We start from the raw sequence: 4,467 nt of genomic DNA on the forward strand, positions 1-4,467 counted from the left end.
GGGGGGGGGGGGGGGCCCGGCCCCCGCACCCGATCAGTTCTGTCCGAGCATGCCGCGCATGGTGGCGATCTCAGCCTCTTGGTCGGCCATGATCTTCGTCGCGAGCTGCCGCGATTGCGGATTCACGCCGCCGCTCAGCTCGGTCTCGGCCATCGCGACGGCGCCCTCGTGGTGGGCGATCATCATCTCCAGCCACTGCCGGTCGAAATCGGCGCCGTTCGCGGCTTGCAGACTGCTCATCTGCGCGTCGGTCATCATGCCGGGCATACCGTGCCCGCCGTGCCCTTCGGTCGCGCTCGGCGCGGGTTCGCCGAAACCGGCGAGCAGGTCGGTGATCTGCTGCATCTCCGGCGCCTGCGCCTTCTCCACCTGGGCGGCCAGCGCGATGAGCTGCTGGTTCTGGGTGTGGCTCGGCACCATCTTCGCCATCTCGACGGCCTGCGCGTGGTGTGGGTACATCATCTGCAGGAAGCTGACGTCGGCATCGTTGAATTCGGTGCCGGCGGCAGCGCTGGTCGTCGTGGTGGTGGTGGTGGTGGAGTGCTCGGCGGTGTGGGTGGCGGTGGTGCTGTCGTCGCTGCAACCGGCCGCGAGCAAGACGGTGGCGGCCGCGGCGACGAGGACGTGGGTACGGCTGATGGACATGGTGATCCTCCTGGGGATTCGGGGGTGAGGTGTCGAAACTGGCGAGGCACGAGAAGTGCCGCGCCTGTCAGATCCGCAGAATCGCCAGTTGGGAAAGGGTGAGGACGGTCCAAGGTGGTGGGCGCCGCCGCCTGCCGCGCCAGATTCGAGGGGTGCGCCGGGCGGCCTCGGCGGTGTCACCGAGGCGGTAGAGCAGGACCAGGGTCAGTGCGATGGCGAGTGCGGCAAGGACGAAAACGCAGGCGTGGACGGCGGCGTGCTCATCGCAGCCTGCCGCGCCGCACCCCGCATGTGGGTCGGACGGAGCTGCGATGGGGTGTGTCGAGTCGGTCGGCGCGGATAGCTGTGGGTGGTCCGACGGTGCCACCGATACTTCCGGAGCAGAGCTGTGGGCACTGTCGGACGCGTGGGCGGTGCCGAATACCGCGGAGTGCATGGCCACGATTCCGGCCAGCAGCATCAGCACGGCGAGCGCCCTGGCAATGCCGGGTGCTCGCGCGGGCGGATGCTGGTCCATCACGGCGGCCAGTCTAGCGATCGCTATCGCGATACCGGGTAGGGGTAGGAGTTACGGGGTGGCGATGTCGACGACCAGGCGTGGGGGATCGGCCATAGTGGTGACAGCGAAGGGCGGCTGATCGGCGTCGATGCCGATGAACGACTGGGTGACGCCCTCGTAGACCAGCTTCTTGTAGACCCCGGTGATGGTCGGTGTGCCCGGGTCGGTCACCGGATCGGGCCCGGCGAACGGGGCGACGGTCGAGTCGAACGGATACGCGGAGCCGAGAATGCGCACCTCGAGAATCGCGCGGCCCGCCACGTCGACGGTCTTGCCGCTGCCGTCCTGCACCGCGCGGTCGGTGTAGGCCACCTGCCAGCCGGGAGCCCCGGTGCCACCGAGAGCGAAGACCACGCGGTCGAAGCCGGGCTGTCGGCCGATCCGGATATCGCTGACGGTGAGCGCCGCACCCGCGGAGGCCGCACCGGACTTGGGGCCGGCATCGGTGGGCACCTCGCCGGTGGCGTCGGCGAAGGTGCTGGTGGTGCTCGTCGTCGTCGTTGTCGCGGCCGGTGCGTCGTCGGAGCCGCAGCCGGACACCGAAACCGCGGCCGCGGCGATCAGCACGAACACGAGAGCGTTGCGCATGGGGCCGATGGTACGCAGGGACGGCGGCGTGGTGGGCGAAGGAGCGCGGGGTGTGTTCGGGCTACGGAAAGTTTGCTGATGACTTCCAAATGGGAGCGGTTCCGGTCGATGCGCGCAGGTCGGGGCCACGATTTTCGGTGAACGCGTACCAGTTCGGTAGTTAGCGCCACCTGCGGTGATCGGCTGCGGTGCGGGTGGGCCGGTGATCGTGGCCGACGCATTGGGGAGCAATGGAATTCGTGCGATCGGCGAATTCGCCGACGATCTGCAAGGGCATCGCAAATCGATGGAACCCGTTATCGCTCAGGGAAATACATCCCACGACGCCCCGTTGCGAGTCACCCCGACGGCCGTTACCGGGCCCGGATGTGACGGTGGGGCAACGATCTAGCACACTTGCCGGGTGGACAGTGTTGAGGACGTATTCGATCGACTACGCCGGTATCCGGATGTGGAGGCGCCGAACCTCTATGCCGTCGACGCCGCCGACCGACTGATCCTCGACACAGCCGCGGACGCCCTCGCGGCCGCTGGTAGCGGTGAGGTTGCGGTGATCGGCGACGCGTACGGCGCGCTCACCCTCGGGATTGCCGCGCAGCACGGACTCGGCGGCATTCGCGTGCACCAGGACCTGATCACCGGCGAATCGGCGCTGGCAGCCAATGCCAAGACCCTCGGGCTCACCGACCGCTATACCGCCCACGCCCTCGACGCCGACCTGCTCACCGGCGCGCGCGTGGTCCTGATGCGGTTGCCGCGGATGCTGTCGGGTGTCGCCGAGATCGCCGAGGCCATCGCCCGCTACGCCGCCCCCGATGTGGTGGTGTTCGCGGGCGGCCGCGACAAGTACCTCACCCCGGCCATGAACGAAGTGCTCGCCGAATCCTTCGCGCAGGTCAGGGCGGGCCGGGGCCGGCAGAAGTCGCGCGTGCTGATGGTCGGCGAGCCGCTGCCGGTGGGCGAATCCCGGTTCCCCGTGCGCGAGCACATCATCGAGATCGACGGTGATGTCGTCGCGTTCGGCGCTGCGTTCTCGGGATCGCGCCTCGACATCGGCACCCGGTTCCTGCTCGAGCACATGGACCGGATGAAGCCCGACGCGCGCGATGCCGTCGATCTCGGTTGTGGCACCGGCATTCTCGCGGTGGCGCTGGCGAAATCACGTCCGCACATCCGGGTGGTCGGCACCGACCAGTCGGCCGCTGCCGTCGCCTCGGCCAGGGCAACCGCCGAGGCCAACGGTGTCGCCGACCGGGTCACGGTGGTGCGCGACGACGCCATGTCCTCGGCCGCCGACAACAGCGCCGACCTGGTGCTGTGTAATCCGCCGTTCCATGTCGGCGCGGCCGTGCACACCGGTTCGGCGATCAAGATGTTCGTCGAGACCGGGCGGGTGCTGCGGCCCGGCGGCGAGTTGTGGACGGTGTACAACTCGCACTTGAACTATCGCGGCGTGGTGGAGCGGATGGTCGGCCGCACCGATGTGATCGGCCGGAACCAGAAGTTCACGGTCACGCGGTCCGTTCGTGGTCTGCGCGACGTACAACGATAGGGCGACCCGAAAGCGGTAGAGTCCGATTTGTCCGAACGGGCGAGCGGTGTGGTCATGGACCGGATCGCTGGGAACTTTGTCCGATCGTGGCGCGTTGAACAGGGCAGTTGGAGCTGTACAGCGACTCGTATCTCCAAGAAAGGCGCACGGTGCGTACCTCATCGAATCCGGTGTTCAAGAACCTTCCCCGCCAGGAGGGTGTCGGCGGTTACGCGAACTTCGGTTCGGGCGTAGCCGGCGCGGGCCAGGTCGGCAACCAGCAGTACGGCGAATACGGCCAGCAGTACGGCCAGCAATTCCAGCAGGCCCCCGCCACTCGCGCGATGACCATCGACGACGTGGTCACCAAGACCGGCATCACCCTCGCGGTGCTCACGGTCTCGGCGATCGTCTCCTTCGCGCTGTCGAGTGCCAACCCCTCGCTGGCGCCGCTGTTCGTCATCGGCGGCGGCATCATCGGCCTGGTGCTGGTCCTGATCGCGACCTTCGGTCGCAAGATGGACAACCCGGCCATCGTCCTGGCCTACGCGGCCTTCGAAGGCCTGTTCCTCGGCGCGCTGTCGCTGATGTTCACCGACGTCACCTTCGGCGGCGTGGGTGGTAGCGCCCTGATCGGCCAGGCGGTGCTCGGCACGTTCGGCGTGTTCTTCGGCATGCTGGTCGTCTACAAAACCGGCGCCATCCGCGTGACCCCGCGCTTCACCCGCATGCTGATCGGTGCGATGGTCGGCGTGCTGGTGCTGATGGTCGGCAACCTGATCGCGAGCTTCTTCACCGACGGCGGCTTCGGCCTGCGCGACGGCGGCCCGCTGGCGATCGTGTTCAGCCTGGTCTGCATCGCCATCGCCGCGTTCAGCTTCCTGCTGGACTTCGACGCCGCCGACCAGCTGATCCGCGCCCAGGCCCCCGAAAAGGCCGCCTGGGGCGTCGCCCTCGGCCTCACCATCACCCTGGTCTGGCTCTACATCGAGATCCTCCGCCTGCTGAGCTACTTCCAGCGCGACTGATTACTGACAGAAAAGCGGCCCACCTCATCGAGGTGGGGCGGCGTGTGTTGTTGGTATAAAGAAAAAAGCAAACAAGAACGGGGAAACGCGGGGGGCCCCGCCGACGCGCGCGAGAG

The 4,467-nt window shown here is 67.7% G+C and carries 5 protein-coding genes; 2 read left to right on the forward strand and 3 right to left on the reverse strand.

The genetic code is table 11. The features are described 5' to 3' along the window. Window positions 1-33 precede the first annotated feature (33 nt). The 3 genes from ACFWPX_RS05150 to ACFWPX_RS05160 all read right to left on the reverse strand — a co-directional run bounded on the left by ACFWPX_RS05150 (window position 34) and on the right by ACFWPX_RS05160 (window position 1,792). Window positions 34-645, reverse strand: a complete 612-nt coding sequence (locus tag ACFWPX_RS05150) for a DUF305 domain-containing protein (protein ID WP_378926292.1) — start codon at window positions 643-645, stop codon at window positions 34-36. 67 nt (window positions 646-712) lie between these two features. Further along, window positions 713-1,162 carry a DUF6153 family protein gene (locus ACFWPX_RS05155; RefSeq protein WP_378926552.1) on the reverse strand — a complete coding sequence of 150 codons (450 nt, stop codon included), beginning with the start codon at window positions 1,160-1,162 and terminating at the stop codon, window positions 713-715. A 51-nt stretch (window positions 1,163-1,213) separates the two neighbouring features. Next, window positions 1,214-1,792, reverse strand: coding sequence for a hypothetical protein (locus ACFWPX_RS05160; protein WP_378926293.1), 579 nt, complete (start codon window positions 1,790-1,792; stop codon window positions 1,214-1,216). A gap of 403 nt (window positions 1,793-2,195) precedes the next feature. Here ACFWPX_RS05160 and ACFWPX_RS05165 point away from each other — a divergent pair, with 403 nt between their 5' ends. Continuing rightward, on the forward strand, window positions 2,196-3,344 hold the full coding sequence (locus ACFWPX_RS05165; RefSeq protein WP_378926294.1) for a class I SAM-dependent methyltransferase: 1,149 nt from the start codon (window positions 2,196-2,198) through the stop codon (window positions 3,342-3,344). Window positions 3,345-3,493: 149 nt separating this feature from the next. Further along, window positions 3,494-4,351, forward strand: coding sequence for a Bax inhibitor-1/YccA family protein (locus ACFWPX_RS05170; RefSeq protein ID WP_378919449.1), 858 nt, complete (start codon window positions 3,494-3,496; stop codon window positions 4,349-4,351). Window positions 4,352-4,467: the final 116 nt, after the last annotated feature.

This window comes from Nocardia sp. NPDC058518 (assembly GCF_042719655.1).
Taxonomy (GTDB): domain Bacteria; phylum Actinomycetota; class Actinomycetes; order Mycobacteriales; family Mycobacteriaceae; genus Nocardia.